This window comes from Kribbella sp. NPDC051718 (genome assembly GCF_040681515.1).
Taxonomy (GTDB): domain Bacteria; phylum Actinomycetota; class Actinomycetes; order Propionibacteriales; family Kribbellaceae; genus Kribbella.
In genome coordinates, this window is the sequence record NZ_JBFAYZ010000005.1 from 191,682 (window position 1) to 206,009 (window position 14,328).

Below are 14,328 nucleotides of genomic sequence, written 5' to 3' on the forward strand. Positions count from 1 at the left end.
CTCAGAGTGCGTAGCGGGGGGTGCGGAACAGCCGGACGTCAGCGTCGGTGAGGTGGCTCTTGACGACACCGTTGACGCTGCGGATGACTGGTGAGAACGTCTGCGGCGAGCTAGTGCCTGTGATGTTCTGCACCGTGATCCGCTCGCCGCCGACCTGTATGTCGAACGGGAACGCCGACGCGTCGGTGGTCCACAACGTGCCGCCCGTGTCCTTTACGGACAGAGATGTGGCGGTCGAGTTGACGCCGGCGGCGAGCGCGGACCCGTTGGTGTCGTAATGGTCGGTACCCACGGTGGGCGAGGTGCCGTAGACAGCTACGGCGTACGCCGCTTCAGGCATGCATTTGAATCGGATCTTGTGCTCGTGTGGCCCGATGGTCTCGGTGTAGCCGAGCACGATGAGGGAGATGTCGTCGTAGATGTTGAGGAAGCTGGCATTGGACAGCAGGATTCGGTCGCCGTAGTCGAGCGCCAGGATGGCCGCCTCGAGGCCGGCGTCGACGATGCTGCTCTTGGCCAGGTCGACTGTGATCGACGGGTAGCGGGCCTGGTCGAGGGTTCCAGCGTTCATCAGCCACGAAGCGAACCCGGGCAGCTGCGCGTCGGTTTGGACGTTGACGGTGACCTCGTCCTTGTACCGGCCCACGCCGTTTGGCGGGTCGGAGATCGACAGCTTCCCGACGGTCTGGATGATCCGGTAGCTGTCGCCTTCCCTGCGTACCGCGGTGACGTCATTGCGGGTGTAGGTGTCGTCGTCTGTCGGCTCGAACGGCGCGGACACCTGACCGGCGGACATGTCGAGGGTGACCTTCGGTGCCTGGGCGTACATCGAAGCCCTGGTCCGGTACGTGAGAGCGAGTTGGTCGCGTGGCTCGGCGAGGATCCCGAGGTCGGTCGACTCGACGTCCCGTAGCTGGGTGAGCTTGGACTCGCTGTACTGCGGCCCCATGACGGTCGTATCAGCCGGGTCTCCGACGATGGTGAGCGGAATGGCTCCAACGCTGGAGATCCGGAGCAACCTGTCGCCGGCGGTCTCGCCGGCGTAACCCTTCGCGGCCGCGGTGAGGGCTGCGGCGGACGGTATGACGGCCGGGTTGTTCTCGGACCACACGGTGATGTGGGCGATGTTCATGACGGTCTGGTTGACGTACCGCGTGTAGTAGAGGCGGAAGACCGAGGTGCCCAGCCACTTGTACCCGGCCATTGTCCCGGTCTTCACGGAGACCCCGTCGATGTACAGCGTGTAGTTGGTGTCCGCTCCGACGACGATCACCTGCAACCGGCAGTGGTGGACGTCGGTGTTCTGGAGCTCCGGCAGGAACGCTGTTGCGGCGAACCCGATCGGGCCTACGTTGGGGTCGATGAACGAGACCTGCGCGGTGCAGTCGTCGCTCGAGGTGTTGAGGGTGACGGACCACCGGTTGAGGTTGTAGTCCTGGATCTCGGCGGTGAGGACGCCCATGGCTGGGCTTTGCCACACGAAGTCGAACGCCGCGCCGGAGGGCTCGCCGGTGCCGACCTGCCCGAACATGTACGAGGTGTTGCCGGTGGCGTTGAGTTCCATTCCTGTGCCGAGGTAGGAGCCCATGTCGACGCCGTACGTGAACACCGGGCCAGGGCCGGGGTCCTTGACGCCGGAGAACCTCGTCGATCCCTTCCAGGTCGAGCCGAGGTTGATGCTCTCTTTGGTGCCCTCGGCACCGGACAACGGGTAGTACGAGGTGAGGCTCTGCGGCTGGGACAGGATGTAGTCGCGGAGCCCGGTCTGCGCCGGGTCGGTACCCTGACCGAGGCGTCGGAGCAGGCCGGCTGATTCGATCGGGATCGATGGATCCGTTCCGGTGTCGTTCCAGCGGGGCGGCAGCGCCGGGATCTCGGTGGTCGACCGGTAGTAGACGGTGCGGATGGCGACCGTCATGATTCCCCAGTGCGCCGAAGCTGCGTTCCAGCCGATTGCGTAGTTTCCGGCTGGCAGAACGGCGGATCGCTCAACACTGACAGTCTCGGTGCCGATGTCGTGCTCGCCCAGCTCGACGTAGCCGGTGCCGGCGCTGATCGTTGAGCCGTCATCGAGTTCGCTGAACATGGAACCAAAAAGCCGGGTCCGCTTAAATGTCAGCAGCGCCATGCCTGGGTTGGCTGATGCTGAGCCGCCGCTGTTCGCGAAGCCCGAGTTGTCCATCTCGGCGTTGCTGCCACCGGTCACGGACACTGCGCTCGCCTGCCGCAGGATGGTCGCGGTCGTGTCGACGACGATGGTCTGGGGGCCGTCCGGGATGTTGGTGTTCAGCCAGTAGCAGTAGCCGACCATGTTGGTGGCGCCGAGCGCGAACAGCCCGAATATCTTCCGCTCCATCGTGACGCCGCCGTAAGTGACGGAAGCGACCTGGCCTGACGCGGTGTTGTACTGCCAGATGAACACGCACACGCCGGTGGGGTTGCCGACGGGGGTGTGCGTCCAGGACAAGTCGCCGGTTCCGGACGCGTTGCTGTAGGCGTCGTACACGGGGTCTGTCTGGAGGGAGACCCTGACCTGGGTGTTGCGCCCGATCTTGCCGTAGAGCGTGCTGAGCGGATTCCGCAAGGAATACTTTCCGCCCGTGTTGTCCACGCTGAACCTGCAGAACGAGGGGGCGGCCTCGGCGCCTTCGTCGTTGCGGCCCCGGGTGATCTCGATCAGATCGCGGGTGTAGACGTCGGCAGTGATATCGGTCCACGTGGTGGGGCCGATCTTCATCTCGACCAGGACGTCGCGGTCGTCCGCCGGGAACGCCATCAGCGCGGCGGACCCAACACGGTCTGCACGTTGCCGCCGCGGATCCGAATCGCGTCGCGCAGCTCGTCAAGGAGCAGCTGGTCGCGGCGGCTGGTCGCGTGCAGTTCGAGGCGGACCTCGACAACCGAGCCGCTGGCGCCGGCGTACGGCGAGCCACCTCCACCGTTAGGCGATGGGACACGCGGCAGGATGTTGCCGTCCTCGTCGGGGACGAACAGCTCCGGGTTCTTCTCGCCGACTATGTACGGCGTGCCCTTCTCCACCGGGCCACCGCCTGCCCTTCGGCCGACGCTCGACGGCGCGGTCAGGTTGACGCCGGTGGAGGTGTACTGCATGACGACCTTGACAGTCTTGCCCTTGAGCGCGTTGATCGCATCCTGGGCACGCTTCTTCTTGGCCAGTAGGTCCCGGATGTCCGCCTTGATCGCAGCGGTCTTCGTGGCGGTCAGGTGGGGGGCCTTGAGCGCCTTCTTGGCGTCGGCGATCTTCTGGTCGAGTGTCCGGATGTCCGCGGTCAGCTTGGCCGTCTTGGTGGCGATCAGCTTCGGGTCGGCGAGCCCGGTGGTGCCGAGTGCCTTGGCCTTCTGCGCCATAAGGTTTTTGATCTCGGCGGTCAGCTCAGCCTTGCGGGTCTTGGTGAGGTCGGGGTTCTTGAGTTCCTTCTGGGCGGTGGCGATCTTCGCGTCGAGCTCGGCGATGTCCGCCTGGAACTTGACCTTGAGGTTCGTCTTGTCCAGCTGGCTCTTCCAGCCCTGCAGCTCGGTTCGCGCGCCGCCCAAGCCGTCCTTGGCCTCGTCGGCCCATTTACCTACGGCGTCGGCCTGCTTGAGCATGTTGATCGCCATGCCGGGGTTGAACACGGCAACGGATCCGGCGGCCGCGATCAGCGCGATCTTGGCGTACTTGGACAGGCCGCCGAGCATCGACTGCAGACCGGCGAGCATCTTGTCCGAGAAGTCGAGGAAGGCCGAGGCAGCGTCGAGCGCCCAGGACACCAGGACGAACTTGCCGGGCCCGTTGAACCAGCCGGCGAACTCCTTCAGCTTGGGCAGCGCATACTTGCCGATGGCATCGACAATCGACAGTTTGATCGTGCGGCCGACGCTCGCGAGCCCGGACGAGGTGGTGTCGTTGAGGGTGTCGCCGGCGTCCTTGGCGGCGCCGGCCACCTGGCCGAGCGAAGCCGCGGCGGTGTCGAGGTCGGCCTTGCCGATCGAGGCGCCGAGGTCCTCCCACTTGGTGCCGAAAAGCTCGACGCCGATCCGGTTCCGCTCAACCGGGTCTTTGATCGCGTTCAGCTGGTCGAGGATGTCACCGAACGCCTTCTTGGCCGCAGGACCGCCCTCGCCGAAGGCCTTCGTGGTCGCCTTGACGTTCAGGTGCAGGGACTTGTAGGCGTCGACGGTGGTCTTGCTGCCGTCGATCGCCCGGATGCTGAATTCCTTGATGGCGTCGGCGGCTGTGTCCGCGTCGCGTGCGCCGCCCTGGAGCATCTGGTTGATCAGACCCAGGGAGTCCTTGCCGTCGAGACCGAGCTTGCGGAACTGGGTGCCGTACTCGTTCAGAGTGTCGAGCAGGTCCTCGGACTTGTTGATCCCGAGCTGCTGGCCACGCGTCAGAATGTCGAAGGCCTCAGTGGCGTTCTTCGCGAGCCCGGTCTTGAGCATCTGCGCCACGGCGCGGGTGACCGGTAGTGCATCCTCCTTGGAGATCTTGGAGAAGTTCATCACCTGCGTGGTGACGCCCTTGATCGCGTCCTCGGAGTCGCCGATCTTGGCCAGGCCGTTCTGGAAGACGGTCTCCAGTACCTGGTTGACGTCGGCGACGGAATCCCCGAAGGCGCTCTTGTAGAGGTCGCCGGCGATCTGGCCGGACTTCGCCGCCTGCTTCTCGTTGAGGCCCAGCTGCGCGGCGAGTAGGTGGTTGGCGTCCTCGATGTCCATGGCTTCCATGAACCCGGCGATCACCGCCGCACCGAGCGCCGAGCCGGCCGCCAGCGCGGGCAGCGCCTTGAGCCCGCTGAGCCCGTCGCCGATCCCGGAAGTCAGGGACTTGCCGGCTTCGCCGCCGCCCTTCGCGGCGCCCTTGTTCAGGTCGTCGTTGAACTTCTTGGCCTTGTCGCGGGCTTTATCGAGCCCGTGGTCAACGCCGTCGGCGAGCTCGTCGCCGGCGGTCTCGCCAGCTTTGGCGGCGTCACGGCCCAGGCTCTTCGCAAACTCTTGACCGAGCTTGTTGCCGGCCCGGCCCATACCCTTGTCGAGCCCGTCGCTGAGTGCGGTACCCGCTGTGCCGCCAGACTTCTCGGCCTCCTGGGCGAGAGTCTTGGCGAAGCGGTTGAAACGGTCCTTCGATCCGTCGAGACCCTTGTCGAACTTGGAGTCGTCGAGGATGACGTCCGCTTCTAGCTCACCGACCTTCAGCGACACTGGCGCCCCTCTCCGGGGTCAGCCCGCGGGCCAACCGGGTGTTCGGGTCGTACATGAGCCCCTCGATGCGCAGACGTAGCCAGCGCCAGCTACGTGCGGCGACCAGCGCCTGGTCTTCGAGGTCGATGCCGTAGTACTGCTGGAAGTCCGGCTCGATCAGGTGCCAGAGGGCGAGGATCTGGGCCCACGTGGCGCCGCCGCTTTCTTTGCGGGCGCTCGGCGGCGGGTCGACGTACCGGTGGAGGCCGTGCTCGTTTTGCTCGCCGTAGCCTTGCGGGGCAACCGGTCCGCCGGCTTCTTGGCCGGCTTCTTCGCCGGCGTCGTTTTTCCCAGGCGCAACCAGAAGTTCTCGGCACGCTCACGGTCGTAGACGACGTCCATCATCGCCGTCATCGCGGCGTGCTTGAGCGCCGGCCACGGGACGTTGTCCTCGAGCATCTCGTCGTAAACCGGACCCAGGACCTGCTTGAACAGGTTCTCCTCGTCTTCGTCGCTGAGCAGCTCCTGGTTGACGGCGCCAGGGGCGCGTCCACGGGCGAGGTCGGCGCCGAGCTCGAAGAGTGCAACGATCCGCAGGCCCAGCTTCGCGCCGATCGGCGGCAGGATGTAGGTCTTGCCGCCGATCGGGAGCTTCAGCCCAACCAGCTCGGCCCAGTTGCCGAGGTCCTCGAACGGCATCGGTTACGGCGCCGGGTGCGTCGTCGGGGTCAGCTTGCCCTGACCGTCGAGCTTGACGGAGACCATGTCGAGGGCATCCATCGCCCCACCGTCCGGCGACCAGGACACGGCCGCGTTGCCGCGGTACGACTCGATCCGGGGGCCGTTCGGCTCCATCTCGTAGTACCGGATGTCCACCGAGTTGGCCGGCCCGAACTGGCCGATCGCCTTCAGACGCAGGAACTCCTGGCCCGGGTCGTATGCCGTGCTCGCGGCGGCGGTGACCTTTCGGGCCACCTTGAACTCGCAGCCCCAGGCCTCGGCGGTCTTGGTGACCGACTTGTAGCCACCACCGTCGAAGTCGCTGTCGTCCTGGGTGGTCGGGTCGATGGCCGGCTTGAACTCGGTCATGCCGAAGACGCCGACCCAGGTCGGGCTGGCGAAGGTGCCGGTGTTGACGTCGAGGTACCACTTGCGCACGGTCGTCGACGCGCCGAGCGGCACCTTTGTGGTTGCGGGCATGTCACTCTCCTATTCGCGATGCGCCGACGGCCGATGGACCGTCAGTTCGTAGTTGTCTGTCCGCTCCTGGCGGCCGTTGCCGTCGATGCCGAGCGGGAAGGTCGAGTTGCGCTTGGCGAAGACGACCCGGATCCCGTTCGGCAAGTTGCCGGTGAACCCCTGCAGGTCGTCGAACACGGCGTCGGCCAGGTCATCGGCCCCGACTGGATCGGCGTTCTGCCCGCGGAAACGGACCTGGACCATCGGGGTGGAGTCGGACAGCGTGGCGTCGTCGCCGTTGTTATAGACCGCGAGGGCGATCTGCGCAGCCGGGTTCTGCCCTGGTACGCCGAGAACGATGGCGATGTCGTTGGCCGCGTAGGCACCGGTCGCCTGGTACACCGCGATCCCTGCGTTGTGCCACCGGGTGGCCAGACCGGTGAGCAGGTCGGTGGTGAACCCCACGTCAGTCGGCTACTGCGGCGATCGTGACGGTGGTGACGGACGAGCAGACCAGCTTCGCGCGGTACGAGTTGGCCGGGTCCGCGTTCAAGGCGTAGTACAGCGGGATCGCCTTGAGCTTGCCCGCAGCAACGGTCACCACCCGGTCGGGGGTGACCAGGCCGTAGATGCTCTTGTACGAGGACACCGTGACCGTGATCGGGGCGCCGCTGCCGTTGTTGACGAGCGCCTTCGTGCGGTCGTCGGTGATCGGGATGGTGTCGCCGGTGGTGACGGTCGCCGCCACGAAGTCGATCTGGGTGCCGGCGGCATCGTTGATGTTGACCACTGCAAGCAGTGCCATTGGGGTCTCCTATCTGAGCTTCCGGCGGATGCCGTCTGCGATCGCTTGGAACACACGCTGGGCCGACGCCACTACAGGCACTTCGAGGTACTTGGCCGTACCGGTGTGGTGTTGGAGGTCCAACTTTTCGTGGACGATGACGGCGCGCTGGTCGGGCAGGCCTGCGCCGTACGAGATGGTGGCCCGCTTGCCTTTGACGAGGACCTTGCCGGACTGCTTCAGCTGAGCGGTGTCGACAGGCACCTCGTTCTGCGAGGCCTCGAACGCGAGCTGCGCTCCTGCAGCCAGGCCCTTCTCGCCGCCTTGCCGGACTGCTTCCTTCGCCTTGCTGGTGTTCCAGGACACCTTCACGCGAGGAAGACCTCTTTGTGTTCCAGGCGGGATCGGCCGGCGGTGTCGAACGTCGCCACCGTCAGCACCGAGGTGACGCGGCCGTTGACGGTGACGCGGGACTCGACGGGGATGACGACGTCGAGGTCGCAGAACACCATCGACGAGGACACCGCCTCCTCGCCGGTGTCGGAGCGGACCAGCTGGACCTTCTCCTCGACGCGGCAGGTGACCGGCACCGCAGTACCGAAGACCGGCCCGCGTGCGCCCGTGCCCTGGTACGGCTCGACCTGGATAGTGTGCGTGCGCAGCCGGGCCGGCAGAGTCACGCGAACCTCGGGATCGCGTAGCTGTCGGCCGTTTCCTTCTGCTCGGCCGTGAGCGAATCGCGCAACGTCGTGGACCAGGCGCCCAACGACTCCTGCGCCACGTCCGAGTCGTCAGCCATCAGCTTGCAGATGGCCGCGATGACCGGGAACAGGTCGGGCGGCGTCTCGTCGTAGCCGTGGGTGATGTCCGCGGCAACCACCTGGAACCCCCGAGGCCAACCAGCGGCACGGCGCAGCATCCCCGCCCGTGCGGCGCTCCAGTTGTGCAGAACGACCGGCGCGGACCCAGACACGTCACGGACCTCCGACACCGCGGTCAGCTGCAGTGTCGGTAGGACGACCAGCCGGGTGTCGCTGCCGTCCACGGTGACGGTCTCGTTCTTCGAGGGAGCGATGTGCCAGCCAGCGCGCCGGCGCAGTGCCCACACGGCACCGTCGACCGCTTGCTGCGTGAATGGAGCGCCGGGGTAGCTGGTGAGCTCCGAAGGGTCGACCAGGTCGTTGGACACGATCAGCCCCCTTCAGAGGACCTCGGCGAAGGTGACGCCGCGGGGTGTGGGTAGCTGGATGGGCCGGATGCCGGGAATGCTGGCGATCATGGGGCCGAAGGCACCGAACTGTGGTCCGGTGTCATGGAAGCCGACGACGGTGCCGGCCTGCATGTGCTCGCGGTACTGGAGGAACTCCGGCAGCCGCAGATCGAGCAGAGAGTCGAACCAGGCAAAGCCGATCGTCTCGGTCGGAGCGAACTCCAGCGAGCTGCACTGGATCACCTCTACCGGTAGGCCCCCGCAGCGATTGCGGGAGTACTCGATCTTCTCTGCGTCAATCTCCAGCGAGATCAGCCGACCGTGACGGTTGGCGCGTAGCGCCTGGCCGATGAGCTCGGCAGTCTGACCCCAGCAGGTACCTGTCTCGACCACGTAGTCCGGTTGCAGGGCCCGGACGAACGCGGCAACGAGCTCGGACACCTCGATCTCGGTGGAATGCGCGTCCGTCGAGGTCCAGTACTCCGGGTGCGGGCAGTCCGGCCGCGGTGGGGTCCACCGCGACTCGGGGGCCGGCGGCGTGGGCTTGTTGGTCATACCGCCACCGGCGTCTCGCGCACTGCTGCTCCGTCAGGGTTGCAGCGATGGCAGGCCAGCAAGCCGATGTAGTCGCCATTGCGGTTGAGCCGCCCGCGCTGCTCTTCGGGGTACTCCGGTGACCAGTTCTCATCCTTGATCCATCGCGCGCCATCGCACGACGGGCACTTCGACGGGTCTGCAGCGATGATCGCGTCATCGACCGCATCCCTGCCGGCGTCGGGGTCGACGTCCTTGATCTGGGTGACGAGGTACTGATCGAGGTAGTCGGCCTCGGACAGCCAGACGCTCTTCAGGTGGGTGGTCTTCACTCCGGTGTGGACATAGACCGGCAGCTCGAGGGTGCCGGCGCGGAGGCAGAACGAGAGGTCCTCGCCCATCATCCGCTGGATGCCCTCGGCATCTTTCTCCGGCTCGGGAGCCCGGTTGTACCAGACTGGCCCGTAGGCGTCGCGGATCTGTTCGAACACCGAGCGGTGGATCAGGATGGCCGCGGATCCGGTGCCGCTGCAGCGGGTGAGCGTGTTCGGCTCGTACGTCTGCCGGGCCAGGAAGCCCTGCTTGTCGCCGGCCTTCGCCCAGTCGTACATCGTCGGGGCTGCCTTCACGCGGTAGCCGGAGTTGCCATCGGGCGCCATCTCCCGCTGGGCGAAGCACAGCGCCCCGACGATCGGCCGCTCAACCGGATCCGCGGCTTGCAGCAGCCGCTCAACCGTATCGGGCGCGAACCCCATGTCGGTGTCGATCCAGAACAGCCACTCCGCGGTCGTGGTGTTGAGGAACTGCAGCACGGCCTCGTTGCGGGCGGCCGGCAGTCCGTCGGTGCCACAGCGCATCGCGAGCCAGCCGCCGGCGATGACGCGGCCGCTGTTGGCCATGTCGTAGCCGATGAGCTCGAGCAGGGACATGTGCCAGGAGTGCGCGACCTCGTTGCTGTGGACGTAGGCGATCGTGACCGCGCTGGGCTGATCAGCCACGCCGCGTGGTCCGCTTCTCGCCGGGAGCCTTCGTGGCCTGCTCGACCGGGGCTTGCGTCGTCGGCTGACTGGCACTGGCATCACCTCCGGTCTTGACCTCGTCGGCGGCCGCCTGGCCAGCGGTCTGGTTGGCCGCCTCAGCCAGCGCGGCGGCGGTCTCCGGCGTCAGGCCTGCGGCCTTGAACGACGCGACCAGGCCCAGCCACTCGGACTCGATCACAGGCTCGGGTGCGGCGCTGTCGTCGTCTTCGGGGAGCGTCACGGAGCTGCACAAGCCATGCCGGCCGTCCGTCGTGAACAGACTGGGGTGCGCTTTCACGAGCGGGTCGCCGGCCCACCAGTGCTCGCCCTCGTGGACAACCGTGTGGCTGCCCGGACCGTTCGAGACGGTGGTGGTCGTGGTGGCGAAGACGATCTTCAGCATTGCGGTACTCCAAAGCTTCGGGGTTGGGGTGGATGGTGAGGCGGGCCCTTGTCCACCCCGGTCAAGGACCCGCCTCAGTACTGCGGTGGGAGTTACGCCTGCAGGAGGCGGAACGCCAGGTCGTTCACCGAGTTGCCGCCGATCCGGGCGTACCCGAACCAGCCGCGCTGGCCGGTGGGCCGGCCGAACCCGGTGCCCGCCGTGGTCTGCTGGAACAGCTGCGGGATGTACTCCACCGACATGCCGCCCTGGCGGGCGATCACGTAGTTGGAGAAGTCACCCACGACCAGCAGGTTCGAGGTGGTGGTGGTGGACAGGGCGAAGTCCGGGAAGTACGGCGACTCGTAGACCTGCTTGGTCATGAGGACGTCGGCCGCCTCGGCCTTCAGGTCCACTGTGCTGGCGTGGAAGTTGTTCGCCGTGCCCAGCTGCCGGATCTGGTTGTTGACGTCGACGGACATCATCCAGCTGGCCTTGCGGCGGTACTTCTGCGGCAGGGACTTCCACACCTTGTAGACGTCGACCGCGCCGAATGCGCCGTCGGTGGTGACGGCGACCTCGACGTTGGTGTTGGCGTCGAGGGCGGTCAGCAGGCCCATCGGCTCGAGGGAGCCGTGGCCGGCGCCGACCGAGAACTTCTGCACCAGCAGCTCGTCGTACCCGGCGCCGAGCAGCGTGCTCATCTCGTCGGCGAACGCCGGGTAGTCCATCCCGACCTCGATCGAGTACGGGATGAAGCCGCGGGCCATCTCGACGTCGACCACCGGCTGCGCCAGCGTCGGGGAGTCGTCCGAGACCTGGCTGCCTTCGGCGTCGAACGACCAGGAGACGCCGGCCGAGCTGACGCCCTTCCACCGGTTGGTGGTGACCGTCTTCTGCGTGCACAGCTGCAGGAACGGGTTCCCGCTCTCCTGGGCGGTCAGGATGATCGACGGGTCGATGAACACTGGCACGCCGAAGCCACCGGCGGTGGTGGTGCCCTCCGACATGGCGCGGTACTCCTCGTACGCCTCCATCGCCCGCTGCTCCTCCTGGGAGAGGAACGGGTGGGTGCGCGTGACGAGCTTCATCCACGCCTCGCGGTAGTGCTCGTTCTCCGTGACGAGGATCCGGCGGGCGATGTCCGTGTCGCGACGGATCGTCCGCTCGACCTGGACCTTCTCCGCGTCGGACATGTGTCCGGTGGCGTCCCGGTCGTCCAGCTTCCGCAGCGCGCGGTCGCGGGCTTCCTTCGTGTTGAGCCGACGGACGTCGCCGAACGGGTCGTCGGAGTTGCCCCAGCTGCGGGTCATCGCGACCTCGACAGCCTTCGGCCGGCGGCGGAACACGTCCGCGATCGCGCGGTGCTCCTCGAGCTTCTTGATGGCGTGCTCGCGCACGACCATGCCGTAGTCGAAGGCGCTCTGCTCGGCGGACGTCAGGTCCCGCAGCTCGCCCTCGTCGCTCTGGTGGATCGAGCGCAGGTGCGCGTCGAGCACCTCGATGAACTGGTCGAGCTCGTCGGGCGTCAGCCCGCGGAGAACCTCCGGGGTCTCACCCTCGGTCAGGTCGGTCACCGACTTGCCGCGGAGCTCTTCCAGCTTGGTGGACATGGTGTCCGGCTTGTCAGCCATGGTGCTGTCCCTTCATGCGTCGCTGGGCCCAACGCAGGGCCCGGTCTCGGTTGGCTTGCGTGAGTGACGTGTCGCCGCCCTGCGGCTCGACGTCGGTGCCACCGCCACCTGTGCTCCGCGCACCAGGTCGCCCGGTGAAATCTGGTCGGGAGCGGCCGATCGCGCGGAGCGCGGCGTCGTACGCCTGCGGCTCACGCGGCATCAGCCGCTCGTAGTACGCGTCCGTCAGGCTTCGCATCGAAGCCGTGCTCTCCGGGTTGGCCGGGAACGTCACCGGGCCGAACTCGAACAGGCGGACCTTCGTGATCGTGCGCTCCGGCAGACCGCGCGGATTCCAGGCCGAGACGCCGGGCTCGTCGTCCCAGGTCTCGCCGGTCACCCTCATCCGGAACGAGCTGCCATACACGCCGGCCTCCAGGCCGGGGAGCAGTTCACGGTTGTACTGGGTGTCGAACAGCGGCACCTCACCGACCGGGGAGTCGGGATCTTCGCGCAGGTCGTCGATCGGACCGAGGACCTTGTTGCCGATCTGGTAGTCGAATCCGTGGTCGTACAGCACTTTGATCGCGTCACGGTCCTGCACGATGGTCTCGGCGAACGCGCCCTTGACGGTGCGCTCGAGGAACTCGCCCTCCCACCAGGAGTCGATCTCGTACCAGGTGTTGAAAGTCGAGAACCGGACCTCCATGACGTGATCGAAGGTGTTGTCGGCGGCAGCGGTGTCGTCGACCGCGCGCAGCACCGTCTTCGGCGCGTAGGCGCGGACGACCTCGATCTGCGGGGTCTCCATGGTTACTCCTCTGCCGCTGGTGCGGGCTCAGGTTTCGGTGCGGGGCTTCGGCGGTGCCGCTGCGGCACCGAGGGGCTGCAGCTGGACGGAGTACATGCCGGAGTGAACGAGCAGGCCCCAGTCGTTGGCCTTGAGCGCGACGATCACCGAGTCGGGCTTGTAGCCGGCCGTCACAAGCGAGTTGATGGTGGTGGCCTGTGTGGACTGGATCTCGGCGGCGTCCTTGCCGTCCTCCCGCAGCAGCGGGATGTCATCGGCCGTGAACCAGAGCTCGGAGTCGCTGGGCACGGTCACCATCGGCGTCATCGCCGCGGCGAGGTCCTGCAACGTCGGATAGACCCAGGTGTCGGCGAACATCCGCCTGGCCGACGGGAAGCCGCCCGAGCTGAGCGCGCTCCCGGCCAGGCCTTCGCTGATACCGAGCAGAGCGGCCGGTACGCGGGACAGCACGCTGATCCGGGTCTCGCCGCTGCCCTGGATCGCCTTCATGTCGATCTTGGACAGATCGGATCCGACGATGGTGACGTCGGCGCCGGCGGTCAGGTAGAGGGTCTTGTAGGCGTTGTGCACGCCTGCGTGGTTCTCCTCCATCATCTCGACGATGCGGTCGAACTGAGCCTTGTTCTTCGCGGGGATCCCGGAGACCACCAGGTTCGGGGTGGCGCCGTTGGCGAAGAACTGGAGCTTGTGCTGAGTCGCGGCCCGGTCGACCTGCATCTCCCTGATGGCCGGCGTCACCCAGGACATTCCAAGGCCGGGAGACAGCGGGTCAGGGATCGGCGACCAATGCGAGACATCCCCGGGCGAGAGGATCTCCAGCTCGCCGTAGCCGCTGTGGATGCCGCCCTGGCGGTAGACGTAGCCGAGGAGTTCGCCGTCGAGGGCGTGCATCGGGTTGTCCGGCTCCAGCTGGGAGCCGTACATGATGCCGACCCAGTCGGGACGCAACACGCGCAGCCGGCTGCTGCGGCGGTGGGCGTACGCGTTGCCGGCCAGACCGGCGTGCCATTCCATCCGGCTGATGAGCTCACCGGTGGTTGCGTTCGGCCACGGTCGCTCGAGCGGTGCCAGCGCGGTGCTGGACCAGATCCGGCGTGGGGTCTTCGTCCAAGATCGGTTGCGGAATGCGAATCGAGCCCCCGAGAGCACCAACCCGCGCACCAACTGCGCACCGAAGGCCGGCGGGCATCGTTGGAGCGCGGCCATGTAGGCGGGGAGCTCTTGACGGATCTCCTCGATCGACTGCCGTGGGTAGGTCTGGTTCAGGCCCAGCCCGCTGACGCCGCCGTAGCCGAGCTGGTCCATCCAGTCCTGGGCCCACTCGTCGACGGAGTACCGCTGCTCGACGCCACGGGCAGCGCTGATCCGCGCGAGAAGGTCCACGGATCAGTCGACCCGGGGAAGCTTCGGCTTGCGGGCGTCCATCCAGCCGACCTTGACCGCAGTACCGGTCCAGGCCGCGGCCAGCCAGATCACACCGAAGGCCTTCGCCACCAGCCAGCCCAGCCCGTACAGCAGGCCGGCCAGCGCGAGCAGGATCGTCCTGCCCGGCCGCACCGCCTTCGCCTCGACCGTGATCCGGTCCAGCGGCACTCGTTCCAGCACTGCCATGTCA

At 66.8% G+C, this 14,328-nt stretch carries 16 protein-coding genes; all 16 read right to left on the reverse strand.

Annotated elements, in window-relative coordinates; translation table 11 throughout:
* Position 1: 1 nt before the first annotated feature.
* The 16 genes from AB0M15_RS20175 to AB0M15_RS20250 all read right to left on the reverse strand — a co-directional run bounded on the left by AB0M15_RS20175 (position 2) and on the right by AB0M15_RS20250 (position 14,324).
* Positions 2–2,776 (reverse strand): hypothetical protein, encoded by a 2,775-nt coding sequence (locus AB0M15_RS20175; protein ID WP_363820798.1) that lies wholly within the window; start codon positions 2,774–2,776, stop codon positions 2–4.
* Entirely contained in the window at positions 2,776–5,202 is a 2,427-nt protein-coding gene (locus AB0M15_RS20180; protein ID WP_363820801.1) for a phage tail tape measure protein, read from the reverse strand. The genes AB0M15_RS20175 and AB0M15_RS20180 overlap by 1 nt, the downstream gene beginning before the upstream one ends.
* A 156-nt stretch (positions 5,203–5,358) precedes the next feature.
* Positions 5,359–5,880 (reverse strand): hypothetical protein, encoded by a 522-nt coding sequence (locus AB0M15_RS20185; RefSeq protein WP_363820804.1) that lies wholly within the window; start codon positions 5,878–5,880, stop codon positions 5,359–5,361.
* 3 nt (positions 5,881–5,883) lie between these two features.
* Positions 5,884–6,381: a hypothetical protein gene (locus AB0M15_RS20190; protein WP_363820806.1), complete on the reverse strand. Its 498-nt coding sequence runs from the start codon at positions 6,379–6,381 to the stop codon at positions 5,884–5,886.
* Positions 6,382–6,390: 9 nt separating this feature from the next.
* Positions 6,391–6,825 carry a minor capsid protein gene (locus AB0M15_RS20195; RefSeq protein ID WP_363820809.1) on the reverse strand — a complete coding sequence of 145 codons (435 nt, stop codon included), beginning with the start codon at positions 6,823–6,825 and terminating at the stop codon, positions 6,391–6,393.
* 1 nt (position 6,826) lies between these two features.
* On the reverse strand, positions 6,827–7,165 hold the full coding sequence (locus AB0M15_RS20200) for a hypothetical protein (protein WP_363820811.1): 339 nt from the start codon (positions 7,163–7,165) through the stop codon (positions 6,827–6,829).
* A 9-nt stretch (positions 7,166–7,174) separates the two neighbouring features.
* Positions 7,175–7,516 (reverse strand): hypothetical protein, encoded by a 342-nt coding sequence (locus AB0M15_RS20205; protein ID WP_363820814.1) that lies wholly within the window; start codon positions 7,514–7,516, stop codon positions 7,175–7,177.
* Complete coding sequence (locus tag AB0M15_RS20210) at positions 7,513–7,824, reverse strand: hypothetical protein (protein WP_363820816.1); 312 nt, start codon at positions 7,822–7,824, stop codon at positions 7,513–7,515. Before AB0M15_RS20210 ends, AB0M15_RS20205 begins: the two co-directional genes overlap by 4 nt.
* A complete protein-coding gene (locus AB0M15_RS20215) occupies positions 7,821–8,333 on the reverse strand; it encodes a hypothetical protein (RefSeq protein WP_363820818.1) in 513 nt (170 codons plus the stop codon). The genes AB0M15_RS20210 and AB0M15_RS20215 overlap by 4 nt, the downstream gene beginning before the upstream one ends.
* Positions 8,334–8,345: 12 nt before the next feature.
* Positions 8,346–8,909 (reverse strand): class I SAM-dependent methyltransferase, encoded by a 564-nt coding sequence (locus AB0M15_RS20220; RefSeq protein WP_363820821.1) that lies wholly within the window; start codon positions 8,907–8,909, stop codon positions 8,346–8,348.
* Positions 8,906–9,886, reverse strand: coding sequence for a hypothetical protein (locus tag AB0M15_RS20225; protein WP_363820824.1), 981 nt, complete (start codon positions 9,884–9,886; stop codon positions 8,906–8,908). The genes AB0M15_RS20220 and AB0M15_RS20225 overlap by 4 nt, the downstream gene beginning before the upstream one ends.
* Positions 9,879–10,310: a hypothetical protein gene (locus AB0M15_RS20230; RefSeq protein WP_363820832.1), complete on the reverse strand. Its 432-nt coding sequence runs from the start codon at positions 10,308–10,310 to the stop codon at positions 9,879–9,881. The genes AB0M15_RS20225 and AB0M15_RS20230 overlap by 8 nt, the downstream gene beginning before the upstream one ends.
* A 92-nt stretch (positions 10,311–10,402) precedes the next feature.
* Positions 10,403–11,923 carry a phage major capsid protein gene (locus tag AB0M15_RS20235; RefSeq protein WP_363820835.1) on the reverse strand — a complete coding sequence of 507 codons (1,521 nt, stop codon included), beginning with the start codon at positions 11,921–11,923 and terminating at the stop codon, positions 10,403–10,405.
* Positions 11,916–12,713, reverse strand: coding sequence for an HK97 family phage prohead protease (locus AB0M15_RS20240; protein WP_363820838.1), 798 nt, complete (start codon positions 12,711–12,713; stop codon positions 11,916–11,918). The genes AB0M15_RS20235 and AB0M15_RS20240 overlap by 8 nt, the downstream gene beginning before the upstream one ends.
* 27 nt (positions 12,714–12,740) lie before the next feature.
* Entirely contained in the window at positions 12,741–14,096 is a 1,356-nt protein-coding gene (locus tag AB0M15_RS20245; RefSeq protein ID WP_363820841.1) for a phage portal protein, read from the reverse strand.
* A gap of 3 nt (positions 14,097–14,099) precedes the next feature.
* Complete coding sequence (locus AB0M15_RS20250) at positions 14,100–14,324, reverse strand: hypothetical protein (protein WP_363820844.1); 225 nt, start codon at positions 14,322–14,324, stop codon at positions 14,100–14,102.
* Positions 14,325–14,328 lie beyond the last annotated feature (4 nt).

Coding starts and splice junctions, on each gene's coding strand:
- AB0M15_RS20175 (WP_363820798.1), bottom strand. CDS start 2,776: ATGGCGTTCCCGGCGGACGACCGCGACGTCCTGGTCGAGATGAAGATC.
- AB0M15_RS20185 (WP_363820804.1), bottom strand. CDS start 5,880: ATGCCGTTCGAGGACCTCGGCAACTGGGCCGAGCTGGTTGGGCTGAAG.
- AB0M15_RS20190 (WP_363820806.1), bottom strand. CDS start 6,381: ATGCCCGCAACCACAAAGGTGCCGCTCGGCGCGTCGACGACCGTGCGC.
- AB0M15_RS20200 (WP_363820811.1), bottom strand. CDS start 7,165: ATGGCACTGCTTGCAGTGGTCAACATCAACGATGCCGCCGGCACCCAG.
- AB0M15_RS20220 (WP_363820821.1), bottom strand. CDS start 8,909: ATGACCAACAAGCCCACGCCGCCGGCCCCCGAGTCGCGGTGGACCCCA.
- AB0M15_RS20230 (WP_363820832.1), bottom strand. CDS start 10,310: ATGCTGAAGATCGTCTTCGCCACCACGACCACCACCGTCTCGAACGGT.
- AB0M15_RS20235 (WP_363820835.1), bottom strand. CDS start 11,923: ATGGCTGACAAGCCGGACACCATGTCCACCAAGCTGGAAGAGCTCCGC.
- AB0M15_RS20240 (WP_363820838.1), bottom strand. CDS start 12,713: ATGGAGACCCCGCAGATCGAGGTCGTCCGCGCCTACGCGCCGAAGACG.
- AB0M15_RS20250 (WP_363820844.1), bottom strand. CDS start 14,324: ATGGCAGTGCTGGAACGAGTGCCGCTGGACCGGATCACGGTCGAGGCG.